This is a genomic window from Flavobacterium acetivorans, assembly GCF_020911885.1.
Lineage (GTDB): Bacteria > Bacteroidota > Bacteroidia > Flavobacteriales > Flavobacteriaceae > Flavobacterium > Flavobacterium acetivorans.
The window spans coordinates 1,048,460-1,073,815 of record NZ_CP087132.1 but is presented as its reverse complement, the minus strand read 5'-3'; the positions used below and the strand labels follow the sequence as shown (position 1 = coordinate 1,073,815).

The following is a 25,356-nucleotide window of genomic DNA, read 5'->3' as shown; positions in this document are numbered from 1 at the left end:
AATCGAGACTTTTTTAGTATAATTAAAACCAAGCTTTCTTATTAACCTGATAGGTTTGATAAAACTCCTGATCTGATTTGGTCAGATAAATTATCCCTTCTATAAGTCCGAGAACACCTGTAACAATTCCACAAGTACAAAGGCTGATGATTAGCCAAATTATGCCTTCGGTCGTATACCCCAGGAGGAATTTATGTATCCCAAAAGGCGCCAAAAGTATGGCTAATAAACCTGCTGCTATTTTTTTATTGTCTTCCTGAGCCGGTTGTGGATTATTCCAATGTTCGTATTTTGTTTCTTCCATGAATTGCTAGTTATTATATTGGTTTTAAGGAATTAAATATAAAAAAAATTATTTAAAAACAGCATCTACCGGTTCCCAAAGTTCAATTTTATTTCCTTCTACATCCATAATCCACCCGAATTTACCATAATCATAAGACTGCATTTCACCCACAACAGTTACTCCTTCTTGTTTTAACTGAATCAACAATCCCTCCAAATTCTCAACACGAAAGTTTTGCATAAATTGTTTTTCACTTGGAGAAAAATAGCTCGTCTCCTCTGCAAATGGTGACCATTGTGTAGAACAGTCATTTCCTTGCGCATCTTTCCACCAGAAAGTACTTCCATACTCATCTGTTTTTAAACCCAAATGCTTAGCATACCAAGCAACCAGTTCTTTTGGATTTTTGGCTTTAAAAAAAACACCACCAAGACCAGTCACCCTTTTCGCAACAATCTCATTTGGAGTTTTGCCAAAATATTTCTCTTTAATTTTGTCGACAATTACCTGAGCCAATCTTTGATGACTTTCAAATGTCCAGCCGGCAACATGAGGTGATAAAATCACATTATCAGCTTTCAATAAATACTGAAAAGCCTCCGGAGTTCCTTTATCCTGAAAAAGCGTTTCGAATGACAATTTCTCATATTCTAAAACGTCTAAACCCGCGCCTAGAATCTTCCCTGACTTCATTGCATCGGCCATATCAGCCGTTACAATGTTTTTTCCTCTTGAGGTATTTAAAATCCAAAAAGGCTTCGCAAAACCAGCTATAAAATCAGCATCGACCATTTTATTCGTCTCTGGGGTCCATGGAATATGCAAACTCAATACATCTGCTTTTTTTTGCAATTCTTCCAGCGAAACCTGTCTCGCATTGGCATCCCCAACATTATCCAAAATATCATAACACAAAACCTCAACATCAAAACCTCGTAATTTCTTGGCAAAGGATTTTCCCATATTTCCATAACCAATAATCCCAACCGTTTTTCCATCCAGCTCATGCCCTCTATTGCTTTCCCTATTCCACAGTCCCGATCTAATTTCCCTATCAGCAAGATTTAACTTATTGAAAAGAGACAATAGCATTCCCAAAGTGTGCTCGGCTACCGCATTCCTATTCCCTTCGGGAGCGGCAATAAGCGTTATGTTTTTTGACGATGCATACTCACAATCGATGCTTTCCAATCCGGCGCCAACACGGGCTATAAATTGCAAGTTAACGGCCTTATCTAAAAAGGTTTTATCTATCTTAAATCGGCTTCTAATAACAATACCTTGATAATCCTTAATTTTTAATTCGATTTCTTCCTTGGAAGAAGTAAAATCTTCATGGTTTTCAAAACCCAATTTTTGCAATTGTTCCATCAAAATTGGATTGTTACTGTCGATGTGAAGAATTTTAATAGCCATAAAAAAGTATCTAAGTTTAGTAGTCAAAATTAACAAAAAAACACGGCTCTTGCTATATAAAAAACGGCCTACTTTTCTAGTAGATTCAATCATCTAAAAACCGAAAACTACTATAAAAAAACCATTTCTAAATTGATCTCAATTTAGAAATGGTTTTTCATATAATTTGCTCTAATAAAGTAGTCTTTTTACATACGCTCCCTTTTAAACAATAGCTGTAATTGTGTTAATATCTCATCACTTTTTCGTTTCCAAATAAAAATTTAGAAATTCTGTCGTAAAAACTGTCAAATAATTTTCTCATGATAATGTTTTTTTAAGTTAGAATTAAATTAAACACTTATACGAAAAGTAAAAAGTAGACATAGGTAGGCTTTACTAATATACGCCACATTTTTCTTTATTTAAAACATCCTTATCCTTTTTCGACGTAAGGTAACTTTAAATAGATTAAAAACACATAAATACCTTTTTTTGAACGATTTAAACTACACTGATGATTTTAATTTTCACTAAAACAAAACAGTTACTAACAAGAGCTAACCTTTAATTTGCTTCAAAGAGGTTTTAATTCCACGTATTAATGACGAACTAAATCCGTGCATTTCCATATCATTCAATCCTGCAATAGTGCAACCTTGAGGTGTAGTAACTCTGTCTATCAATTGTTCCGGATGCACCTGTTCTTCCATTAGCATCGCGGCTGCTCCTTTGACCGTTTGGGCCGAAATTTCCAATGCCGTTTTCCAGTCAAAACCTATTTCGATACCAGCCTGCATCGAAGCTCGGATATAACGCAAGGCAAATGCTGTTCCGCTTGCGGCTAATACTGTGGCAGCATCCATTAACTTTTCGTCAATTACCGGTGCTGTCCCTAAATCTTGAAAAAGTGCAATTACATTTTCGGCAGCAGACTTGTCTTTTTCCTGAAAAGAAATACAAGTGGCTGATTCCCCAAATTGAGCGGCAATATTAGGCATAATACGAATAATAGTATGCGCACCATTAGTTTTGTCCTGAAGTGCAGCAATATCAACCCCACTTACGGCAGAAGCTATTATTTTATTGGTTATTTTGGGCAGAATCTCTGTCAAAACGGTATCTACCTGATACGGTTTTACGGTAAGAATAATCAAATCGGCTTCTTGAATATGAAGTGTATTATCTGTCGAAACTATAATACCCGATTGTTCCAGATGCATTATACTTGAGGTATTCCTTCTGGTTATGGTAATTTGATTGTTTTTAGAAAATTTCGAGAGTCCTAAAGCAATGGAAACTCCCAGATTCCCACCTCCTATTATATGTACTTTCATTTTTGGTTTTTTGGTTTTGGTTAATAGTTTATTCTTTATCGGCCTTAGCCTTATTTTAGAAACATGACTGTTTAAGATTAAAATCCCAGAATCAATTTGGCAATAGAGAAATAAATCAGAATTCCGCAAATATCATTACTTGTCGTTATAAACGGGCCTGTGGCCAATGCAGGGTCAATTCCAAATTTATCCAGCAATAAGGGTACAAAAGTTCCGATAAGAGAGGCAATTATAATCACCGAAACTAGTGCAATGGTGACAATAACCCCTATGATAACTTCAACATTCAAAAGAAAATGACTTCCTAAAAACAAGATTACGGCCAAAATTAATCCATTCAGCAAACTAAGAGAAACCTCTTTCAGCAAGCGACTGAACAATGATCCACTCAACGTATTATTTGCCAAACCTTGCACTATAATTGCCGAGGATTGCACCCCAACATTTCCTGCCATTGCAGCAATCAAGGGAGTGAAAAAGAACAACTTGCCATGTTCTAACATAGCATCCTCAAACAATCCCAATACTCTCACCGAGATAAAACCGCCCAGAAGAGCCAAAACCAACCAAGGCAAACGCGCTTTAGTATGTTCTAAAATACTGTCATCGGCTTCAATATCTTGCGAGATACCCGCAGCTAATTGATAATCCTGATCGGCTTCATCCCTAATAACATCAATAATATCGTCAATAGTGATTCGCCCTACTAATCTACCCATTTCGTCCACTACCGGTATAGCTTCCAAATCGTATTTTTGCATAATTCGAGCCACCTCAACATCTTCAGTATCGACATTGACCGAGTTGACTTTTCTAATATAAATATCACTAATATGTGTTTTTGTCGAAGTCGTCAATAAATCCTTGAGCGAGAGTCTTCCTTTCAGTCTGTTTTGATCGTCCACAACATAGATGGAATGAACGCGCGAAACGTTTTCGGCTTGGATACGCATTTCCTTAACACAAGTAAGCACATTCCAGTTTTCATTGACTTTCACCAACTCTTTCCCCATCAATCCCCCGGCTGAATTCTCATCATAACGCAATAAATCAACGATGTCTTTTGCGTGTTCCACATCATTCAATTCCGAGATTACTTCGGCTTTTAAATCCTGAGAAAGCTCCGCGATAATGTCGGCAGCATCATTGGTATCCAGCTCATCAAGCTCTTCTGCAATTTCCTTTGGCGAGAGACGGCTTAATATATTCTCTCGTAAATCATCTTCTAATTCAAGAAGAATCTCTGCCGTTTTATCACTATCTAATACCTTAAAAATATAGGTTGCCTCATCAAAATCAAGCTCGTCCAGAATCTCAGCGATATCAGCATGGTGCATGTCAGCGAGTAAGACTTCTAGTTCCTTATCGTTTTTATTGACAATGTGTTGCTCTAATTCGAGTATTAATTCTTTGCTGATTTTAAACTCCATCGGCCTCTATTTTTTGGGTCAGTTCTATAAACTGCGCTACATCCAATTGTTCCGGGCGAAGATCAAAAACTGGATCTTCTCGTAAAGCGTCGGACAAATTCAATGTTTTCAAACTATTGCGCAAGGTTTTACGCCGTTGTTGAAAAGCTGTTTTTACAACCGTAAAGAACAATTTTTCGCCGCAAGGCAAACTAAAATCTTCTTTTCTGCGCAAACGCAAAACTCCTGATTTCACTTTTGGTGGCGGGATAAACACATTTTCATCGACCGTAAACAAGTACTCGGCGTCATAAAATGCTTGCGCTAAAACGGATAAAATTCCATAAGCTTTTGTTCCTTTCTTTTCACAAATACGCTCTGCTACTTCTTTTTGGAACATACCCGCAAATTCAGGAATTTGGTTGCGATATTCCAAAGCTCTAAAAACAATTTGTGTCGAAATATTATACGGAAAATTCCCGATTATGGCGAATTGTTTTCCTTGAAAAGTTTCATTGATATCATACTTCAAAAAATCCTTCGAAATAATCTTATCTTTTAATTTTGGATAATTTTCATCCAAATAAGCAACCGATTCCGTATCAATTTCGATCACATAAGTATTAATTGGTTTTTCTAACAAATATTTTGTCAAAACACCCATTCCCGGTCCTATTTCCAAAACATCGTCATATCCTTTTAAATTCAGAGTATCTGCTATGTCTTTAGCAATACTTTCATCTTTCAGGAAATGTTGTCCGAGGTGTTTTTTAGCTTTTACTTTTTCCATTTTGTTTTATTTTACCACTAAGGCGCAAAGTGTAATTTTGATTGTAACTTACTTTTAACCTTTATGCCAAAAGCAGCTTACTGATTTTTGTCTGAAGACTTAAAACTGAAATTAATGTTCCGAAATCAACTCTAATTCCGTTCTAAAAGCCAGCATTTTATCCCCAAATAATCTTTGCCCTTCTTCACGAAAACTAGGCGCATCTTCCTGGTAATATTTCTCCAAAGTTTCCTTACTATCGGTTGTATATTGAACCGAATACGTAGTTCCTCCCATTTCTTCTTCTATCAAAACCTTCACTATTCTCGCCGAAGAAAACTTCCCAGTGGCCAAAATTTCGGGAATGTGTTTTTGCTGCATCCAGTTCAACCATTGGTCATGAACGCTTTCGTGTATGTTTGTGGTAACGTTGTATATTATCATCTTATTTGTTTATTTGTTAAATCGTTAATTCGGTTAAACCAATAAACAGTTAACCAATTAAACTTTTTTATAAATTTTTATCGCCTCGCAATTCCCTGAATTTAATTCGGGCATCTACAAAGTAAATACTGTCTTCGTGACTAAAAATTATCTTTTCATATAAAGGCTTTGCTTTATCTGGCGCCGCTAATTTTTTATTATATATTTCAGCCGAAAAATACAGCGCTTCATCAATGTAAATCCCATCACTGTGATGCTCAATTATTTCTTGGTATTGGCTTAAAGCCAAATTGTAATCGGCTGTTTTTTCATAAATTTTACCCAGACGCAATAAAGTGACTGCCTCAATTTCCTCTCCTTTATGCTTTTTCAAAATCAATTGAAACTGAGCCACCGCTTCCTGATCCCTATTTTGATATAAAAGGTAATCTCCTTTGGCAAATTCCTTCAAAGCTGTTTGTGTCGAATCGGCGGCTGTATTGTCATTTATCAAAAGAAAATACTCCAAAGCATCATTAGCAATCAATTGGGTGTTCGCCGATTTCAACTCCTTAAACTGCTTTAATGCCCATTCAAAATCGGTTTTGAAATAACTGGTTTTAGCCGCTTTCAAACTCGCTTCATGCGCCACCACATCGTTTTTCAAATCCATCTGAATCTGGGAATAATACAACAAAGCCTGATTGAATTTCTCTTCGAAAAGCAAAATATCCGCCAACTCCATTTTGGCCTGAGCTACTTGGTAGTCATTCAATTGTAAATCGAGTGCTTTTTTTATTATTGCCTTGCCTTCTTCGGATTTTTTTAAATTAAAAGCCGCAAAATGAGCTTGAATCAGCTGCAAAGATAAGGTAAAAGGACTTATTTCATATTGTTTCAGCAAAGCATCCAGTTCAGCATTAATCGCAGGATAGTCTTTTGGGGCTGCATTTTTAATTTTCAATTCTATCAAATAAGAATTTGCCTGAATCAGCAATTCTAAATCCTTAGTGTTCTCCAGAACAAAACCCAGAATTTCTTTAGCGGTTTCTTCATCCTCTTCCTCAATGGTAAGTTGCGCCAGATTAATGATATTCGACAAGGATTCCGGATTGCGTTTGTAAATCGCCTTTTCCTGAATAAAAGCTTTAGAAAACTCTTTTTGTTGTACATAAAACCAACTCAAATAACGATTCCAAAACAGGTCTTGACTTTTTTGAACTCTTAAAATCAGTGCTTTTCGCAATATTTCATTAAAATTAGCATCACCATCGCCAGACATAAATCGCGACAATTGATTTTGAATCAAAATAGAACGCTCAGGACTGGCAAAAGCTTCGTCCAAAAAAGTTGAAATCATCATTTCTTGATTTCCTAACTGTCCGTAAAGCAAGCCTATTTGATAATTAAAATTGTAATTAGGCACTAATTGAGATGCCGTTTGATAAGCTTTCAGAGCATATTCGAGCAATACCTTTTTTTCAAAAGAATTTGAAATAGCATAGACTTCATTCGGATTTTTTTGGATTCGCTCTAAAGCCTGACCGTAGTAATCTTTGGCTTTGGCATCCTCTTTTTGCAATTGGAGGTTATAGCCCAACTCGACCAGAAGTGCTCCTTGCTTGTATTTATCGAAACGTTCTTGTATTGCTTTTTGAGCAAAATCAAACTGCGATAGCTGCTGATAACAATCAATGGTTCGCAGAAAATATTGGTAATTTTGGGGAACACTAGCCAATAATTCCTCATAACTGATTTTGGCTTTTTCAAAATCGCCTTTGTCATAATAATACTGCGCTAATTGTTCGTTTTGAGAAAACGCAAAAAGCGAGAAGAACAAAGTGATATAGAGAAAAAAAATCTTCATATTAAAAGTGTTCAGTATTCAGTGTTCAGTTTGCTAAACGGTGTGTTGTCCAAAAAGCTAACTGAACACCGAGCACTGATGACTGAACACTAATTAATCTATAATATCAAATCCGCAATACGGACGTAAAACCTCAGGAATCACGATTCCTTCCGGAGTTTGGTAATTTTCTAAAATTCCGGCCAAAACTCTTGGCAAAGCCAATGAGCTTCCATTTAGCGTGTGAGCCAATTGATTTTTACCGTCTTTGTCTTTGAAACGCAATTTCAAACGATTCGCTTGAAAAGTCTCAAAATTAGAAACCGAAGAAATTTCTAACCAACGGTCTTGCGCCGTAGAAAACACTTCAAAATCATAAGTCAAAGCCGAAGTGAATCCCATATCACCTCCGCAAAGGCGTAAAATTCTATATGGCAATTTCAATTCGTTCAGAATATCTTTTACATGCTCTACCATGCCGTCTAGAGCTTGGTATGATTTTTCAGGATGCTCTACACGAACAATTTCTACTTTATCAAATTGATGCAAACGATTCAAGCCACGTACATGAGCACCATAAGAACCCGCTTCTCTACGGAAACATGGTGTATAAGCCGTAGTTAAAATTGGCAATTCACTTTCAGTCAATAAGACATCTCTGAACAAGTTGGTCACCGGAACCTCAGCTGTTGGAATTAAGTATAAATTATCGGTAGCATCGTGATACATCTGCCCTTCTTTGTCTGGCAATTGCCCCGTTCCATAAGCCGAAGCTTCATTGACAAAATGAGGAACCTGTACTTCATTGTAACCAGCAGCGGTATTTTTATCTAAGAAATAATTAATCAAGGCTCGTTGTAATCGCGCTCCTTTTCCTTTGTAAACCGGAAAACCAGCTCCCGTGATTTTATTTCCTAATTCGAAATCGATGATATCGTATTTCTTCACCAATTCCCAATGTGGCTGTGCTCCTTCGTTCAAAACGGGTACTTCACCAGCCTCAAACACATTCAGGTTATCATCAGCCGATTTTCCTTCGGGAACAATATCCGCAGGAAGGTTTGGCAAAGTATAAAGTTTTTCAGTAAGTTCAGCAGCGATTGCCTCAGCAACCTCAGCCAGTTTCTTACTTTTCTCTTTGTTTAAAACTGTTTTTTCTTTCAAGATGGCAGCCTTAGCTTTCTCACCTGCCTTCATCATTTCCCCTATATCCTTGGACAATTTATTAGATTCTGCTAAGATGTTGTCTAATTCTACTTGCGTAGCACGACGACGCTCATCAAGTTCTACCACTTCTTCCACAACGGTTTTGGCGTCTAAATTTCTTTTAGCCAAAGCTTGGATCACTTTTTCTTGATTCTCTCTAATAAATGCAATTTGTAACATAGTTGGGTTTTTATAACTATTATATTTCTAATAACGGAAGCAAATTTAAGGAAATGTTTGAGACTTATGAGACAAACTTTAGGGTTTGGTTCCTTTTTTATGGCTTTGTCATTTCGAGGAACTAAAACGAAACCAAATAATCCCTAAGCCCTTTTAATCTCGTGTCCCACAAATTCTTCTAAGGTTGCAAACATGTCGTCTACCGAAAGCACTTCCAGATCAGGATGGGATTTTAGGAAAGCAGCATTCAAAGCCACCAAGTTTTCTTCCAATTCAAAAAAAGTATCGTTGTCCAATCCCTCTTTTATTGGGTTTATGCCTTCGAGTTTACCTTTTAGGAATTTGCCTAATTTAACGCTGCTCATCAAACGGACTTTTTTGGCATTTTGCTGAAACAATTCCAAATGCTTTTCGGCCCCAAGTAAGGCCAAACCTTCTTCGATTAATTCGTTTAATTCTTTGTTCCAACCCGAATTATAAACAAATTGCGCAAAATTGCCTTCGGTATATTGGGAAGTGTAATAATCTAAATAATAACTCATCAAGGCATCTTCATGAATCAAATCATCATCAATTTTTTCCTCACGCATCAGGTTGATTACCGAAATATTAGAGTTGATAACGTCTTGTGGGTTTTCGCTGTTTGCTGCGGTTTCTGAAATAATAATTCTGCCGAATTCCATTTGCTTTTGTGTTTAAGGAGTTTGCGGCAAATTTCGGGGAAATAATCGAGTTGCTGTTGCTTTTTTACCACAGATTACACAGATTAAGACGGATTTTTTTGAAGTCATTGCGAGGAACGAAGCAATCCTACTAACAAGAACACAAGTTGAGCAACAAATCAGGATGGCGCCCGTCTCTTGCAATACCCAAACGGTAATTTATTTCTTATCCGATTCCTCAGCTTCCTTTTGCTGATTCATTTTGGCAACCAAAGCTTTCAAACGCAAGGCTTTTTCTTTTTTTTCTTCTTGCAATTTCGCCTTTTTCCGATTGAGCAATTTAGTATGCAAAGCCTTATTTTTGGTGTTTTTTTCAGGTCCTTTTGGCATGATTTTTAATCTTTTAAGGATTGCAAAGATAAATAAATTGATAGTAAGAAGAGATTAAATTAACCTCTATACTATTTTGCCGAAACCAATATTATGAATTTCCTAAACAATCTTGCAACCATAAGATACGCTAGCTAGCTATTAATATAAATAATCCAAAGCTTACGTAAAATCATTATTTATAGTTTTTCAAATTCATTATGCATTTTAGTCGAAAGTAATATGTATGAATCAATATATCTATCCAGTTCTTCCAGATTCGTGAAATTTGATTTAAAATAGGGATGTTTTTTTAAAAGAAGTACCCATTTCAAAAGCTCAGGAGGAAGCCTTTCTTTTATCACAAGAATTGAATCCAAATTATTATGTAAATCTATTTGAAGTTTTTTTAGAAATTCCCCGATAAAAACATTTTCACCATTTAAAGATATTTCAAATTTCTCATCAACATTAAGATTTTTCAAACTACTTAGTTTTTTCCTTTTTCCAATTATAAATACCACATCATTATTTATTATCCTTTTAATTCTTTTAGAATTACGTTTCTCCGGTAAATATGTATTTCTATAATAAAATATACATCCCGCAATATAAGCCAATGATAAATTAGATATGACAATTTCAAATTTATCAGGATTTTCAACAAACGATGAAAGTTTGTATGGAATATAATCTATCCAAATTACTAACAATATTGATGTTATTAAATAATAATCTATTTTCCTCATTTATCTCAAAAACTATTAAATGGATATTCTCACTTTTACAAAAACCTAATAAAAAAGACAAATACAACTCATATTCTTAACTATCTATCAAAGATATTGCTCTTTACTTTTTCAAAGATAAAAATTAATCATACAAAGCATTAAATAGTTTTGACTTTGTCATTCCGACAAAGGAGGAATCACATCAAGTGACTCACACAACGGAGATTCCTCGTGCCTCGGAATGACAAATGCTGTAGGAATTTAAATTCTCTAGCCCTGATTACTTCACTTAATTTATATTTTCAGCGGAGTTCAGCGAATTTCGTTTGCAGTGAAAATCCTTTTATTTTTTTCTTTAAAAAGTAAAAGATTGCAACGGAAAGCGGGAAATTGCTTCAAATAAAATTTCTATTGCTTATTTTTGCACCACATTCTGAATAAATTTCAGAATCTAAAAATAATTTTATGACACAGAATCCAAAAAGATATATCATTACGGCGGCATTGCCTTATACGAACGGACCGATTCACATTGGCCATTTGGCGGGGGTTTACGTGCCTTCGGACATTTATTCCCGTTACTTGCGTTTGCAAGGTAGAGATGTCTTGTTTGTTTGCGGAAGCGACGAGCATGGTGTTGCCATTTCGATGAAAGCCAAAAAAGAAGGCATTACGCCTCAGCAAGTAATCGATAAATACGATGGAATTATCCGTAAATCGTTCGCTGATTTTGGGATTTCGTTTGATAATTATTCCCGAACTTCGGCTAAAATTCATCATGATACGGCTTCGGAATTTTTTAGAAAGCTGTACGACAAAGGCGATTTCATTGAGGAAGTGACCGAGCAATTGTATGACGCGAAGGCAGACCAATTTTTGGCGGATCGTTTTGTGACGGGAACTTGCCCGAAATGCGGTAACGAGGAAGCTTACGGCGACCAATGCGAAAAATGCGGCTCGACGCTGAACGCTACGGATTTAATCAACCCAAAATCGACCATTACCGGGGAAACTCCTATCTTGAAATCGACCAAACACTGGTTTTTACCTTTGGATCGTTACGAAGATTTCTTGAAAGAATGGATTCTCGTGGGTCATAAAAACGACTGGAAACCCAATGTTTACGGACAAGTAAAATCCTGGATTGACGGCGGATTGGAGCCTCGTGCGGTTACGCGTGACCTGGATTGGGGAATTGATGTTCCGGTTGAAGGCGCCGAAGGAAAAAAATTATATGTTTGGTTTGACGCGCCGATTGGCTACATTTCTTCGACCAAAGAATGGGCCGCGCGCGAAGGAAAAGACTGGGAGCCATACTGGAAAGATCAGGACACGAAATTGGTACACTTCATCGGGAAGGACAATATCGTTTTCCATTGCATAATTTTCCCGGCGATGCTGAAAGCCGAAGGAAGTTATATTTTGCCGGACAATGTTCCTGCAAACGAGTTCTTGAATTTGGAAGGAAACAAATTGTCGACTTCTAAAAACTGGGCGGTTTGGTTACACGAATATTTGGAAGAATTCCCAAATCAACAGGATGTTTTGCGTTATGCTTTGACATCGAATGCGCCGGAAACAAAAGACAATGATTTTACCTGGAAGGATTTTCAGGCGAGAAATAACAATGAATTGGTAGCGATTTACGGAAATTTCATCAATCGCGTCGTGGTGTTGACCAATAAATATTATAACGGGATTGTTCCACAGCCGAACGAATTGTCTGAGGTTGATGAAGCGACTTTAACCGAATTGAAAGCGTATCCGGCGGTGATTTCGAGTTCTATCGAAAGATACCGATTCCGCGAAGCTTTGGGCGAATTGATGAACGTGGCCCGACTTGGAAACAAATATCTGGCAGACGAGGAGCCTTGGAAAATGATAAAAATTGATGAGGACCGTACAAAAACTCAAATGTATGTGGCTTTGCAAATTGCTGCCGCATTGAGTGCACTCTGCGAACCCTTTTTGCCATTTACAGCCGCAAAATTATCCCGAATCTTGAAAATAGAAAGTCCGTTGAACTGGAATACCATCTCCCAAGATTCTGATTTACTTCCTGCCGGACACCAAATTGGCGAAGCCGTATTGCTTTTTGCCAAAATCGAGGACGAAGAAATCCAAAAACAAATAGACAAACTGGAAGCTACCAAAACAGCCAATACTGCCGAAAACAAAAAAGCGGAACCACAAAAAGAAGCGATTCAATTTGAGGATTTTGCTAAAATGGATTTGCGTGTGGGTACTATTTTAGAAGCTTCGAAAATGCCAAAAGCCAACAAGCTTTTGATTTTGAAAGTAGATACTGGAATTGATGTTCGCACGATTGTTTCTGGAATTGCCGAGAGTTTTTCACCGGAAGAAATTGTGGGTAAAAAAGTGACCGTTCTAGTGAATTTAGCTCCGAGAAACCTTCGTGGCGTGGAAAGTCAAGGAATGATCTTGATGACCACCAATGCAGAAGGAAAATTGGTTTTCGTAAATCCGGACGCTGAAGCCGCAAATGGCGAAACAATAAATTAAGAAATAACCGCAAATTCGCGAATTTGCGGTAAAATAAAAACAATGATGTTTGCAAATTGCCACTAATTAATTTGTGGCAATTTGTGTTTCATAACACCTAAAAATGACCAACGCAAAACCAAAATTAGCTTTAGCCTTTGGAATACTTTGTATTTCTATTTTTCCAATTCTGGTTAAACTCAAGTTAACTCCAGGTCTAATTTCTGCTTTTTACCGAATGGCGATCGCCGCGATGCTAATTTTACCTTATATCCTAATTACAAAAAAGTTTGTTCTCCCAAAAAGCAAAACCTTAATCCTAGCGATTATTTGCGGAATATTATTTGCCTCCGATGTTGCTGTTTGGAATATCGCCATACAGGAATCAAGTGCGACCCAAGCTTCTTTACTTACTAATTTATCCCCGCTTTGGGTTGGTATTATTTCTTTTGCTTTTTTTAAAACCAAACCGGCAACCAATTTCTGGATTGGCACTCTAGTTTCCTTATTTGGAATGACGATGCTGGTAGGCTTTCAATTTTTTCTCGAATTGAATTTTGACAAAGCTTTTCTACTTGCTGTCTTATCGGGAGTTTTATATTCCATTTATCTTTTGGTTAGTAAAAATGTACTTTCAGAAGTGGATGTTTTATCCTTTATGAGCATTAGCTTATTGGCGTCAAGCGTCTATTTAGGAATCCTTTGTTATTTTTTAGATGAGCCATTCACAGGATTTTCTAATACCGGCTGGCTGGTTTTAGTGCTTCAGGCGGTTATTTGCCAATTGTGCGCTTGGATTTCGATCAGTTATGCCACACAGCACATGAGAGCCACAAGAATTTCACTAAGTTTATTGAGTCAGGCCGTCATTACATCACTATTAGCTTGGCTTTTTTTAGATGAAAAAATCACATTGAATATGGCAATCGGTGGTGTAATTTTACTTTTCGGTATCCGAATTACGTTTTACACCAAAACACTTTCAATCAAAAATATATTAAATAAAAACTAAAGAGGATTTTCTTTAGCAACACTAAAAAAAGATGAAAAATATAAAAGTAATCGCTTTTGACGCAGACGACACCTTATTTGTCAACGAAACTTATTTTGCCGAAACTGAAGAAAAATTCTGTAGTTTAATGAGCGATTACCTGTCGCATCAGGGAATTTCGAAAGAGCTTTTCAAGATAGAAATTGACAACCTAAAAGTATACGGTTACGGAATCAAAGGATATATTCTTTCGATGATTGAAGCCGCGATGAAAATTTCGAACAACACTATTTCTATTGAAGCCATTGAGCGAATTATTCAATATGGAAAAGAATTAACCGAAAAACCAATTGTTTTATTGGAAGGTGTCGAGGAAACCCTGCAAGCCTTACACGGAAGATACAAGCTGGTCGTTGCCACCAAAGGTGATTTATTAGACCAACGCAGAAAACTGCACAACTCGGGACTAGGAAAGTATTTTCACCACATTGAGGTGATGTCAGACAAACAGGAAATTGATTATTCTGATTTGATCAAACGATTGGAAATTCAACCCGAAGAGTTTTTCATGATTGGAAATTCATTAAAATCGGATGTTTTACCGGTTTTGTCAATTGGCGGCCATGCCGTTCACATTCCTTTTCATACCACTTGGGAACATGAAAAAATAAACCACAAAGTAGAGCATAAAAATTTCAGGTCTTTTGAAAAAATAACCGATGTCTTAAGCCAATTTAAACAGTAAACAAATCACCAGCAACGAACTTTTTCTTGGCCTATTTTTAACATATAAAGCCTTTAGATTGAATTATCGCTAATTTTGAATTCAAAAAAACTCATAATTGATTTCATTATCAAAATTTATAGCATTAAAAATTAATTAAAAACCCAATAAAAGACTAAAAAAAATGCTTATTTACAAAATAAGCACCTATCCTTACATAATTAACTGATTGAAATTTCTTATCAAATAATATATCGTATTTTTGCATAAATTTTAAAAAATTACAATAATGAAAAAATTAATGTTTGCATTAGTTTTTGCATCTGCAGCTTCAACTGTAAATGCTCAAACTGTAGCTGAAAAAAACACCGAAAACAACTTCAACAAATGGTCTGTTGAATTGGCCGGTGGTGTTAACAAAACACAAAGACCAATGACAGCAGGTTATGCTACATCTACACCAAGTCCTTATGTAATTGATCTTGGCGCTAGATACATGTTCAATAATAAATTCGGTTTAAAAGCTGACTTTGGTTACAACAGTTTCCAAGGAAAAAACAACTCTATTGATTTTGACACTAAATACTACAGAGCAGATATTCAAGCTGTAGCTAACTTAGGAAGAATCATGAATTTCGAAACTTGGACCAACACTCTTGGTTTATTAGGTCACGCTGGTTTTGGTTTAGCTCAATTAGAAGATCAAAACTCTGCATTAAAAGACAGAATGGGTAATTTTATGGCAGGAGTAACTGGTCAAATTAAATTATCTAACAGAATTGCTTTAACAGGAGATTTTACAACTATCATTAACGCTTCTCAAAACGCTGCTTTTGACGCTGCAAGTACTGTTTCTTCTAGAGGTTTTTCTGGGATTTTATTCAACGGAACTGTTGGTTTAACTGTTTACTTAGGTAAAAACGCTAAACATGCTGACTGGGTTACTCTAGTAGACAAAGATGTATTAGCATTAAAAGACAGAGTTGACACTCTTGAAACTATGTTGATCGATACTGATCAAGATGGTGTTGCTGATTATTTAGATCTTGAAAAAAACACTGTTTCTGGAGTAATGGTTGATTCTAAAGGAAGAGCTATTGATTTAAACAAAAACAACGTTCCAGACGAATTGGAAAGCTATTTATTGGCAAACTACGCAAAAAACACTGGTAACTCAGCAGTTTTAAACAACAACGAATTGATTAAAAACTTAATCAATAGTGGTTATGTAGCTACCTATTTTGATTTCAACAAATCAACTCCAACAGTTGTTTCAACTGATGGTATTGATTTCATCTTGACTTATTTAAGAAGTAATCCTTCTGCTTCAGTTGACATTATTGGTCATGCTGACGAATTAGGAAAAACTGCTTACAACAACAAATTAGCTACTGCAAGAGCTAACAGCATAAAAGATGTTTTAGTTAAAGCTAAAATCGCTGCTTCAAGATTGAATGTTGTTTCTGCTGGTGAAGACAATTCAGTTGAGAAAAATTCTGATGCTGCTAGAAAACTAGTTAGAAAAGTTACTTTCACAATAAAATAAGCTGTTTTCTTAATAGCTCAAAAGGTCCCAAAAGAAATTTCTTTTGGGACCTTTTTCTTTTACTAATTTGCCAAAATCAACAACCAGAAAAAACAGCCTTAACACAACGATCTGTACAAATTCAAAGCTTACTTTCTCTAAATCACGCCTAGATAACAAACTCTTTTTTTGTAACTTTACAAGAAACATTTTACCATGCTATCAAAAAACATCGAAACCGCATTAAACAATCAAATTCGCATTGAAGCCGAATCTAGTCAAATTTATCTTGCAATGGCTTCTTGGGCCGAAACACATGGACTAGAAGGGGTATCACAATTCATGTATCTACAATCTGACGAAGAGCGCATGCACATGCTCAAAATAATTAAATTTTTAAATGAACGCGGCGGTCATGCCAAAGTCACTGATTTACTGGCTCCGAAAACAAATTACGCCACATTCAAAGAAATGTTTAAAGAAGTGTACCAACATGAAGTTTTCGTTTCCGAATCCATTAACGATTTAGTACATATTTCTCTCACTGAAAAAGATTATGCTACTCATAACTTCCTACAATGGTATGTTGCCGAACAAATCGAAGAAGAAGCCCAAGCTAAAGTTATTTTGGATAAAATCAACTTAATTGGTGACGACAAAGGCGGGCTATACCTATTTGACAGAGACATGCAAGAACTCACACAAAAGAATTCTACCGCTAAATAAAACTAACCTAAGTTAGTCTTTAAAGAATTTCTACCTCTTGATTTAATTCTTTACAAATTGGGCAAAAAGGATAAAAATAAGGCAAAAAAAAAGGATAAAAAACAACTCCTTGAAAAGGATAAGCCCGCCAAAGACTTAAAGAAAGAGTGTTGCGAAAAATATAAAAAAGGAGAAGACAAAAGATGCAAACGCTGCCCTCGGTTTGACTTACCCAAAAATAATTAGTCCCGATTTTCAGCATAAAAAACTGAGAATCGGGACTTAATTGTAATAAATACTGACCTACTTTCCTAATAAAAGAACTTCGTTTACAACCACTTCAGTAACATAACGTTTCTCTCCGTTCTTATCATCATAACTTCTGTGGGCAAGTTTGCCCTCAATGGCAATTTCTTTTCCCTTAGTTACGTATTTTTCAATAATTTCAGCCGTTTTCCCCCAAGCTACTAATCGATGCCACTGGGTTTCTTCGACTTTCTCGCCTTTGTCATTTTTATAACTCTCATTTGTGGCGAGTGTAAAATTGGCCAATTTTTTTCCTCCTTCAAAATTTTTGATTTCCGGATCATTCCCTACATGTCCGATTAGCTGTACTTTGTTTCTTAATGCATTCATGGCGTGTAAAATTTAAATGTTGCTGTTCGTTTAAAACTCTTGCCGATCTCACTTTGATTTCGACGAGGCAAAGATGCGATAAGACCCAAATCTTATTCGGTTAGTATTCAATTACTTTCGATTATAAACATTTGTAAACGTTTGCTACTGAATAAGAAATTAACTACTTTAGCCAATATCAAAAGATCTTATGCAAACGGAAATCAACAAAGTCGAACTTAGAAATCTAAGAATAGAAGACTATAAAGAACTCAAGAACTCTATGATCGAATCCTATCCAGAGATGGTAGGTTCCTATTGGAAAGAATCACATATAGAGAAACTACTACAATTATTTCCTGAAGGACAGTTGGTAATATTAGTAGATGACATTGTGGTAGGCTCTGCCTTATCCTTAATCGTAAACGAAGACCTAGTTGATAAAAAACACGATTATGCCAAAATAACCGGCAATTACTCTTTCTCTACCCATGATCCAAAAGGAGATGTCTTATATGGAATTGATGTTTTCATTGCTCCAAAATACCGTGGATTGCGTTTAGGAAGAAGAATGTATGATGCCCGAAAAGAAATTTGCGAACAGCTAAATTTAAAATCAATTGTTTTTGCCGGAAGAATTCCAAACTACGGAAAATACGCTGACGCCCTAACCCCAAAAGAATACATAGAGAAAGTAAAACGAAAAGAACTGCACGACTCCGTTCTTTCCTTTCAACTAAGCAATGACTTCCATGTCATGCGAATCATGAAAAACTATCTAGAAGGTGACAAACTATCCAAAGAGTTTGCCGTTCTACTCGAATGGAACAACATCTATTATGACGAAAGTCCACGGATAATAAATCTGGAAAAAAGCGTCATCCGCTTGGGATTAATCCAATGGCAAATGCGTCCCTTAAAAGATTTAGAAGCTTTATTCGAACAGTCGGAATTTTTTATTGATGCCGTTTCCGGTTACGGAAGCGATTTTGCTCTTTTTCCGGAGCTATTTATTGCTCCCTTAATGGCCGATTACAACCACCTCTCAGAAGCAGATGCCATTAGAGAATTAGCCCGTTATTCTGAACCTATACGCAAGAGATTCCAGGAATTAGCCATATCCTACAACATCAATATCATCACCGGGAGTATGCCTCACATTATTGATGGCACCTTATACAATGTTGGTTTTCTTTGTAAAAGAGATGGAACCTATGAGATGTATACCAAAATTCATATCACACCAAACGAAGTGTTCCACTGGGGAATGAGTGGCGGAAACGAAATCAAAACCTTTGATACCGACTGTGGAAAAATAGGAATCATGATCTGCTATGATGTAGAATTTCCAGAACTTTCAAGATTAATGTCAGACGAAGGAATGAATATCTTATTTGTCCCTTTTTTAACAGACACCCAAAATGGATACACGAGAGTAAAACATTGTGCCCAAGCCAGAGCTATAGAAAACGAATGCTATGTTGCCGTAGCCGGATGTGTAGGAAACTTGCCTAAAGTAAACAACATGGACATTCAATATGCACAAACGGCCGTTTTTACACCCTCTGATTTTGCTTTTCCAAGCAACGGAATCAAAGGAGAAACAACACCTAATACTGAAATGACGCTTATTGTTGATGTCGATTTGAATTTACTAAAAGAATTACATGAGCATGGAAGTGTCAGAATTCTAAAAGACCGTAGAAACGACTTGTATCAAATTAAAAAACTAAAATGATGAAAAGCTGTTTAGAATGTGGCGAAAAAATCATAGGTCGCGAAGACAAGAAATTTTGTAGTGACGGTTGCCGTAATGCCTATAACAACAAAATAAACAAAGACAGCAACAATTTTATGCGCAACATCAACAACAAATTGCGCAAGAATTACCGCATTCTATCTGAACTAAATCCAGAAGGAAAATCCAAAACCACAAGAGCAAAACTCTTGAGTAAGGGATTTGATTTTGAATTTTTTACTAACATTTTACAAACTAAAACAGGAAATACCTACCATTTCCTCTATGACCAAGGCTACATGCTTTTGGACAATGACTACTATATGCTAGTTAAAAAAGACCTTTAATACCACAACCCCAATTCTATTAACCAAAAAATGAAAAAAGATTACTCCTCTATTTTTGCAATTTTATTTTTTCTGCTAACCCTAGGATTCATTTACTTTAGCATGATGCCGCAATGGACTTCGGATGATGAAGGTCCTCTCGCTGAGTTTTCTACCAAAAGAGCTTTTGCCCAGGTAGAAGCTATCGCAAAACAACCTCATTATGTAGGTTCGGAGAATCATGATCAAGTAGCTCTTTATTTGCAAAAAGAACTAAGCAAATTAGGCTTGCAAACTTCTATTCAAGAAGGCTACACTTTGACTGATTGGGGCAATTTAGTCAAGTCCAAAAATATAATGGCAAAAATAAAAGGAACCAACAATTCCAAGGTATTACTTTTACTTTCGCATTATGACAGTGCTCCTCACTCCTATTCCTATGGCGCCAGTGACGCAGGATCTGGAGTAGCCACAATACTAGAAGGTGTGCGCTCTTTTTTATACGACAAGAAACAACATAAAAACGACATCATTATTCTGTTTACTGATGCAGAGGAATTAGGTCTAAATGGTGCCGCTCTTTTTGTAACCCAACACCATTGGGCCAAAGAAATTGGACTCGCACTTAATTTTGAAGCCCGAGGTTCCTCAGGACCAAGCTACATGTTAATGGAGACCAATAAAGGAAACGCCGCTCTGGTAAAGGAATTTGCTGCTGCTAAAACTACTTATCCTGTTTCTAATTCTCTAATGTACAGCATTTACAAAATGCTCCCTAACGACACTGATTTGACCGTTTTTAGAGAAAAAGGAGATATTCAAGGCTACAATTTCGCTTTTATAGACGGTCACTACAATTACCATACAGCACAGGATGACAGCAACCATTTAGCCAAAAACACATTAGCACACCAAGGCAGCTATTTAATGCCTTTGCTAAGCTATTTTTCAAATGCTGATTTGAATGCCACTCAAGCCAGCGAAGATTACATTTATTTTACAGGACCTTATACTTTTATAAACTATCCCTTTAGCTGGGTTGTTCCTATGGTGATTATTGCAACATTACTGTTCCTAATGCTCATCTTCATCGGAATCGCTAAACGCATCTTGTCCTTTGAAGAAATCATGCGAGGATTCATTCCTTTCTTAGGCTCATTAATCAGCGCTGGCTTAATCACCTTTTTAGGATGGAAACTGCTCTTAATTCTTTATCCGCAATACAATGATCTACTCAACGGATTTACCTATAATGGTCACGCCTATATAGCCGCTTTTGTCTTTTTAGCAATGGCTATCAGTTTTGCGTTTTACCAACGTTTTTCTGCTAAGAAAATCAAGATGAATCATTATATAGCGCCACTATTTATTTGGCTGCTTATTAATGCCTATCTCGCAATTAGTCTGCAAGGAGCTGGCTTTTTAATAATTCCCGTCTATTTTGGCCTATTGGCTTTCACTGTTTTTATCGTCACCCAAAAAACAAACAAAACGCTTAACCTTTTATTAAGTATTCCGGCGCTAATCATCATTGCTCCATTTATTCAAATGTTCCCTATAGGCTTAGGCTTAAAAGTATTGTTTGGAAGTGCTATGCTTACCGTTTTAACCTTTGGTTTGTTACTACCCACTTTTGGTAGTTTTATCAAAAAAGGATGGTGGTCTTTTGCTTTTTTATTGGCTTCTATTGGCTTTTTTGCGAAAGCGCATTACGAATCCGGTTATGAAAAAGGAAAAGCCAAATCAAACAGCCTATTGTATGTTTATGATGCCGAATCAAAAGCCGCAAACTGGGTTACTTATGACAAAAATCTGGACTCCTGGACAAAACAATATTTAGGAGAAAATCCTAAATCACCAATAATTCACAATGAAACTCCTCTTTTTAGCAAATACAACTCCGAATTTACATTCGCTGCCGAAGCGCCTAAAAAAGATATTCCTCAACCTACAATTCACTTTCTAAAAGATAGTATCGCCGGAAATCAACGCTATTTAAAAATTAGGATTTCTCCGAATCGAAAAGTGAATCGTTATGATATTTTTGCCAATGAAAAGATGAGCATAAATAACTTTACAGCCAATGGTGTAAAGCATTTAGAACAACAAGGATTGCAATTAAAAAGAAACGGCAAGAAAATCCTAAGCTATTATGTAGTGCATAACGAGCCGCTGGATATGGAATTCAGCATCGCTAAAACCGCCGTTTTTGACATGCAGTTACTGGAAAGTTCTTTTGATTTAATGCGCAATCCATTATTTAATATTAGCCAAAGAGCCTCTTGGATGATGCCAACTCCTTTTGTCCTGACTGATGCCGTGGTTATCAAAAAAAGAATCAAACCTAGTCCGGTAGTGATTGACCATACTTTGGTAAACCCTACTGTAAAAGATAGTTTGGCGGTAACGAAAGATAGTTTGAAAAAGCCATAATATTAAATTTTAGCAGGAAATTAATAGTTATATTAGCTAAATAATAGCTAATTCTACAGCTATTCCAGCCGAAAATAGAAGTTTTTCATTAAAACTATAGAGTAACAAATTGCGTCTTGGAATATATCAAGCACATTTGAAATAATAGAATTTCAAACCTGAAAACCGTTTTATAAAGATGGAGATTGCAGCTAAAATAATAACATTCATACTACTACTATCTTTGGTTGTTTCTCCTATATTAATTATTAACAGACTGTTTAAGTTAAATTTAAATAATAAATTCATTATATATTTAATTTCTGGAATTATAATCACTGCTTTTTTGACCTTGACTATTGGATGGTGGTCAACCTTCTCAAATAAAATTCTTCTTTCTCATTACGGCTATAATTTCAATGCTATGAATGATGTTGAAAGATTTGAAAATGTTGGTCTTGAAAACCTAGACAGAGTAAAGCAACTAGAAATTAACATATTAGGAATTGGCTGGCCTCTTAAAGCTTATACAGTCTATACTATTTATTCTCCCTATCTTATAATTGTATATTTGGCAACTTGTTATTATAAAAAAACGAAAAATTCCTTTTGCATCAGAATAAATATGAAAAAACTTTTATTAATTATAATTTGCAATTTATCTAATATTGTCACCGGTCAAAACCTTCCACAATTGAAATTACAAGATCCAATTGGCAAAGAATTAGATTTGCCAGGAATAATACTAAATAAAGATGAAATATGTGTCATTTTGACTACCAATCAAGGCTTCACTGCCTATGATGAAAAAACATATTATACTTTTAAAAAAAATGGAAAAATAGAAGCCTATGAAGAAATGGCTCCAAAGTCAAACCTTAAATACTTAGATTTAAAAAAGTCTGGGGAGAAAATAATTCTTGATACTGCTACACAAAAATATTTTTTAGACTGTTTAAATTCCAAAGTTACTTTAGATTTTCTCAACTATTCACAATCAGATTTTACTATTGAGAACAATGAACCTGTAACAACATTATTAAAGTCCCATCCAAAAAAATATGAAATTACTTTTCTTCAAAATAATAATTCAAAATCATATTTTTTTTATGAACCACGACAACAATTTCGTGATACAAACTCTAGAATAAATAAAATAATTTTAGAAAAGTTTATTAAACTTTTAGAATTGTGGCAAATGCTAAAAACCTAAATTTCGATAAGAGAAAAGAGCCTCTTGGATGATGCCAACTCCTTTTGTCCTGACTGATGCTGTGGTTATCAAAAAAAGAATCAAACCTAGCCCAAGATTAGTTGAAGAACTCCCTAAAATTCCGATGCAAAAAACATTTAAAAAAGAAAATGCAATAATTAAAGTTGACAGTATAAAAGTTAAATAATTATGTTGAAATTTGCATTCAATAAAACGATTGCAAAATGGCAAAAATTAGCATCTTAGGTTGTGGTTGGCTGGGATTCCCTTTGGCAAAAAGCCTTTTAAATAAAGGATTTCCTGTAAAAGGTTCGACTACTTCCGAGGGGAAAATCTCTGTATTAGAAAATTCTGGAATTCAGCCTTTTTTAATTTCGCTCGACAGCAACGGCATTTCTGGTGACATTTACTCTTTTTTGAACGAAAGTGAAATTTTAGTCATTGATATTCCGCCTAAATTGAGAGGAGACAGCAAAGAAGATTTTGTCGGAAAAATTAAAGTCTTAATCCCTTTTATCGAAAAGTCTACTGTTGAAAAAGTACTTTTTGTCAGCTCGACTTCTGTTTATGGGGACAATAATGATTTAGTGACCGAAGAAACTCCCTTGAACCCAGATTCAGAAGGCGGAAAACAGCTTGCCATCGTTGAAAATCTATTGCAAAACAACACCCATTTTAAAACTACCGTTTTGCGTTTTGGTGGTCTAATTGGTGAAGACCGACATCCCGTAAAATTTTTATCGGGGCGTGAAAACCTAGATAATCCCGAAGCTCCGATAAATCTAATTCATCAAAAAGACTGCATCGGCATAATCCAAAAAATAATTGAATTGAATGCGTGGGGAAAAACTTTTGATGCGGTAGCTCCTTTTCATCCCTCGCGCGAAGTCTATTATACCCAAAAAGCTTTAGAATTAAATTTAGCTGTTCCAAAATTTAGTCATGAAAAAACATCCGCTAGAAAAACAATTTCTGGAAATTTATTAACAGAAATGCTTGATTATACATTTACAATACCTCATTTATAGCGTGATAACGAAAATAAAAAACTCCTTTTCATCAAAAATAAACGCAGTCGGGCTTCCTATAATCGCTTTGTGTTGGGTTAGCTTTTTTTGGGGAACCACTTGGCTGGCCTCAAAAGAAGGGGTAAAGCACATGCCCGCTTTACAACTAGCAGCAATCAGGCAATTCATCGGTGGTTTTCTCTATGTTTCTTTTTTCTTATTTAAAAAAACACCTTGGCCAAAAGGAAAGCAATGGAAAACAATTTTGATTCTCAGTGTTTTGAATTTTGCCTTAAGTAACGGCTTGAGTACTTGGGGAGTAAAATACATCAGCAGCGGCTTAGGAGCCATTATCGGGGCAATTGTCCCTTTATGGATTGTCATTATCAGTTTGTTTAGAGGAGAACGACTAGCTCGATTAGCAATACTAGGCCTAATAGTCAGTTTTGGAGGTGTCTGCGTAATCTTTTACGACCATTTACACGATTTCCTCGAACCTGATTTTAGATTTGGCATTATTCTTTCCTTGATTGCAACATTAACTTGGGCTTTCGGCACTTTATATACTAAGAAAAAAGCAGCAAGTTTTAATCCGTATTTTAGTTTGGGTTTGCAAATGTTTATATCCAGTATTTTCTTATTTGCCTATACGGGAGCAACCGGAACCTCTGTTAGTTTAGACTCAATTCCAGCGATTTCTTGGTGGTCCATAGCGTATTTAGTTATTTTTGGTTCGGTTCTTACTTTTATTGCTTTTATCTATGCATTGCAACATTTACCGGCAGAAATAAGCAGTATTTATTCTTATATCAATCCTATTATTGCTGTGATTTTGGGAGCTATAATCTTTGGAGAATCCCTTAATGCAGCTATAGCTATAGGCGGAACTGTAACTTTAACTGGTTTATACATCGTAAACTATTCGATGAGAAAAGGACGTAAACAAACATCCATTTTAACAAAAAAACCTGTCAACTAAGCTGAC

24 protein-coding genes and 1 pseudogene are annotated in these 25,356 nt (G+C 35.9%); 13 read left to right on the top strand and 12 right to left on the bottom strand.

All coding sequences use genetic code 11. The features are described 5' to 3' along the window. Positions 1-22: 22 nt before the first annotated feature. From LNP19_RS04760 to LNP19_RS04710, 11 genes and pseudogenes are all read right to left on the bottom strand, one after another. Positions 23-304, bottom strand: a complete 282-nt coding sequence (locus LNP19_RS04760) for a TM2 domain-containing protein (protein ID WP_072940093.1) — start codon at positions 302-304, stop codon at positions 23-25. 426 nt (positions 305-730) lie between these two features. Beyond that, a pseudogene (locus LNP19_RS04755) lies at positions 731-1,702 on the bottom strand (2-hydroxyacid dehydrogenase); the annotation flags it as partial. 539 nt (positions 1,703-2,241) lie between these two features. Beyond that, on the bottom strand, positions 2,242-3,018 hold the full coding sequence (gene proC, locus LNP19_RS04750) for a pyrroline-5-carboxylate reductase (protein WP_230063662.1): 777 nt from the start codon (positions 3,016-3,018) through the stop codon (positions 2,242-2,244). Between the two features lie 77 nt (positions 3,019-3,095). Beyond that, complete coding sequence (gene mgtE / locus LNP19_RS04745) at positions 3,096-4,448, bottom strand: magnesium transporter (RefSeq protein WP_230063661.1); 1,353 nt, start codon at positions 4,446-4,448, stop codon at positions 3,096-3,098. After that, positions 4,438-5,217 (bottom strand): 16S rRNA (adenine(1518)-N(6)/adenine(1519)-N(6))-dimethyltransferase RsmA, encoded by a 780-nt coding sequence (rsmA, locus tag LNP19_RS04740; RefSeq protein ID WP_230063660.1) that lies wholly within the window; start codon positions 5,215-5,217, stop codon positions 4,438-4,440. The genes mgtE and rsmA overlap by 11 nt, the downstream gene beginning before the upstream one ends. A gap of 111 nt (positions 5,218-5,328) precedes the next feature. Next, positions 5,329-5,640, bottom strand: coding sequence for a DUF4286 family protein (locus LNP19_RS04735; RefSeq protein ID WP_230063659.1), 312 nt, complete (start codon positions 5,638-5,640; stop codon positions 5,329-5,331). A gap of 67 nt (positions 5,641-5,707) precedes the next feature. After that, entirely contained in the window at positions 5,708-7,486 is a 1,779-nt protein-coding gene (locus LNP19_RS04730) for a tetratricopeptide repeat protein (protein ID WP_230063658.1), read from the bottom strand. Between the two features lie 93 nt (positions 7,487-7,579). Next, positions 7,580-8,851 (bottom strand): serine--tRNA ligase, encoded by a 1,272-nt coding sequence (gene serS, locus LNP19_RS04725; protein ID WP_230063657.1) that lies wholly within the window; start codon positions 8,849-8,851, stop codon positions 7,580-7,582. A gap of 143 nt (positions 8,852-8,994) precedes the next feature. Further along, entirely contained in the window at positions 8,995-9,534 is a 540-nt protein-coding gene (locus LNP19_RS04720; RefSeq protein WP_230063656.1) for a DMP19 family protein, read from the bottom strand. 198 nt (positions 9,535-9,732) lie between these two features. After that, the gene (locus tag LNP19_RS04715; RefSeq protein WP_230063655.1) at positions 9,733-9,903 is read right to left on the bottom strand and encodes a hypothetical protein; all 171 of its coding nucleotides are present in this window, start codon (positions 9,901-9,903) and stop codon (positions 9,733-9,735) included. 179 nt (positions 9,904-10,082) lie between these two features. After that, positions 10,083-10,631 carry a hypothetical protein gene (locus LNP19_RS04710; protein WP_230063654.1) on the bottom strand — a complete coding sequence of 183 codons (549 nt, stop codon included), beginning with the start codon at positions 10,629-10,631 and terminating at the stop codon, positions 10,083-10,085. Between the two features lie 447 nt (positions 10,632-11,078). Here LNP19_RS04710 and metG point away from each other — a divergent pair, with 447 nt between their 5' ends. The 6 genes from metG to LNP19_RS04680 all read left to right on the top strand — a co-directional run bounded on the left by metG (position 11,079) and on the right by LNP19_RS04680 (position 17,306). Beyond that, the gene (metG, locus tag LNP19_RS04705; protein ID WP_230063653.1) at positions 11,079-13,136 is read left to right on the top strand and encodes a methionine--tRNA ligase; all 2,058 of its coding nucleotides are present in this window, start codon (positions 11,079-11,081) and stop codon (positions 13,134-13,136) included. A 103-nt stretch (positions 13,137-13,239) separates the two neighbouring features. Next, positions 13,240-14,127, top strand: coding sequence for a DMT family transporter (locus tag LNP19_RS04700; RefSeq protein ID WP_230063652.1), 888 nt, complete (start codon positions 13,240-13,242; stop codon positions 14,125-14,127). A gap of 31 nt (positions 14,128-14,158) precedes the next feature. Next, on the top strand, positions 14,159-14,851 hold the full coding sequence (locus tag LNP19_RS04695; RefSeq protein WP_230063651.1) for an HAD family hydrolase: 693 nt from the start codon (positions 14,159-14,161) through the stop codon (positions 14,849-14,851). A 268-nt stretch (positions 14,852-15,119) separates the two neighbouring features. Then, positions 15,120-16,376, top strand: coding sequence for an OmpA family protein (locus LNP19_RS04690; RefSeq protein ID WP_230063650.1), 1,257 nt, complete (start codon positions 15,120-15,122; stop codon positions 16,374-16,376). Between the two features lie 195 nt (positions 16,377-16,571). Beyond that, on the top strand, positions 16,572-17,081 hold the full coding sequence (locus tag LNP19_RS04685; protein ID WP_230063649.1) for a ferritin: 510 nt from the start codon (positions 16,572-16,574) through the stop codon (positions 17,079-17,081). A gap of 57 nt (positions 17,082-17,138) precedes the next feature. Continuing rightward, a complete protein-coding gene (locus tag LNP19_RS04680) occupies positions 17,139-17,306 on the top strand; it encodes a hypothetical protein (RefSeq protein ID WP_230063648.1) in 168 nt (55 codons plus the stop codon). A 57-nt stretch (positions 17,307-17,363) separates the two neighbouring features. On the opposite strand, the gene LNP19_RS04675 is transcribed toward LNP19_RS04680, so the two are convergent. Further along, a complete protein-coding gene (locus LNP19_RS04675; protein WP_230063647.1) occupies positions 17,364-17,696 on the bottom strand; it encodes a single-stranded DNA-binding protein in 333 nt (110 codons plus the stop codon). Between the two features lie 190 nt (positions 17,697-17,886). Here LNP19_RS04675 and LNP19_RS04670 point away from each other — a divergent pair, with 190 nt between their 5' ends. The 7 genes from LNP19_RS04670 (at position 17,887) to LNP19_RS04640 (ending at position 25,350) form a co-directional block, all read left to right on the top strand. After that, positions 17,887-19,413, top strand: coding sequence for a carbon-nitrogen hydrolase family protein (locus tag LNP19_RS04670; RefSeq protein ID WP_230063646.1), 1,527 nt, complete (start codon positions 17,887-17,889; stop codon positions 19,411-19,413). Then, positions 19,413-19,760 carry a hypothetical protein gene (locus LNP19_RS04665; protein ID WP_230063645.1) on the top strand — a complete coding sequence of 116 codons (348 nt, stop codon included), beginning with the start codon at positions 19,413-19,415 and terminating at the stop codon, positions 19,758-19,760. The genes LNP19_RS04670 and LNP19_RS04665 overlap by 1 nt, the downstream gene beginning before the upstream one ends. Positions 19,761-19,790: 30 nt before the next feature. Beyond that, on the top strand, positions 19,791-22,172 hold the full coding sequence (locus LNP19_RS04660; protein ID WP_428979038.1) for a M28 family peptidase: 2,382 nt from the start codon (positions 19,791-19,793) through the stop codon (positions 22,170-22,172). A 178-nt stretch (positions 22,173-22,350) separates the two neighbouring features. After that, positions 22,351-23,364 carry a hypothetical protein gene (locus LNP19_RS04655; RefSeq protein ID WP_230063644.1) on the top strand — a complete coding sequence of 338 codons (1,014 nt, stop codon included), beginning with the start codon at positions 22,351-22,353 and terminating at the stop codon, positions 23,362-23,364. A 28-nt stretch (positions 23,365-23,392) separates the two neighbouring features. After that, a complete protein-coding gene (locus LNP19_RS04650; RefSeq protein ID WP_230063643.1) occupies positions 23,393-23,551 on the top strand; it encodes a hypothetical protein in 159 nt (52 codons plus the stop codon). Positions 23,552-23,588: 37 nt separating this feature from the next. After that, positions 23,589-24,392 carry a Rossmann-fold NAD(P)-binding domain-containing protein gene (locus LNP19_RS04645; RefSeq protein ID WP_230063642.1) on the top strand — a complete coding sequence of 268 codons (804 nt, stop codon included), beginning with the start codon at positions 23,589-23,591 and terminating at the stop codon, positions 24,390-24,392. A 1-nt stretch (position 24,393) separates the two neighbouring features. After that, positions 24,394-25,350 (top strand): DMT family transporter, encoded by a 957-nt coding sequence (locus LNP19_RS04640; RefSeq protein WP_230063641.1) that lies wholly within the window; start codon positions 24,394-24,396, stop codon positions 25,348-25,350. The last annotated feature ends 6 nt before the right edge of the window (positions 25,351-25,356 follow it).